Annotated in this window: 1 pseudogene; it reads left to right on the plus strand. The window is 41.3% G+C overall.

Annotated elements, in window-relative coordinates:
• A pseudogene (locus tag NMM17_RS09610) lies at positions 1-537 on the plus strand (hypothetical protein); the annotation flags it as partial.

A 537-nucleotide genomic window follows, 5' to 3' on the forward strand; every position in this document is an offset into this window, starting at 1 on the left:
CAACTGAAGAAGTTCCTAATGTAGAAACACCAGCCCGTAAGACACCAACATTAGATGTCGAACAAGATCCTAAGACAGGTGATGTAACAGTAACACCGAAGAAACCAGATGGCTCAACATACCCACCAGGAACTAAGGTAGAAATCCCAGGTAAAGATGGAAACCCAATCACTGTTACAATCGGTGAAGATGGTAAAGGTAAAGTACCAAACAGCGAATTACCAGACGGTAAAGTTCCAGGTACAGGTAAGATTACAGAACCAGGAAAATCAACTGAAGAAGTTCCTAATGTAGAGACACCAAGTAAGATAATCCCAGGTGCTCCAACAACAGAACAACCAGTTGAGATTGAAATTACTCAGAAACCAAATGGAGATGCGATTGTAACGCCTAAGAAACCAGATGGCTCAACATATCCACCAGGAACTAAGGTAGAAATCCCAGGTGAAGATAAAGATGGAAATCCAATTACGATTACAGTGACAATTGGCGACAATGGTTCAGGTGAAGTACCAAATGACAAACTTCCTAAGAAAG

This window comes from Streptococcus sp. CF7_Ac1-12, from assembly GCF_024295905.1.
Taxonomy (GTDB): Bacteria; Bacillota; Bacilli; order Lactobacillales; family Streptococcaceae; genus Streptococcus; species Streptococcus mitis_AP.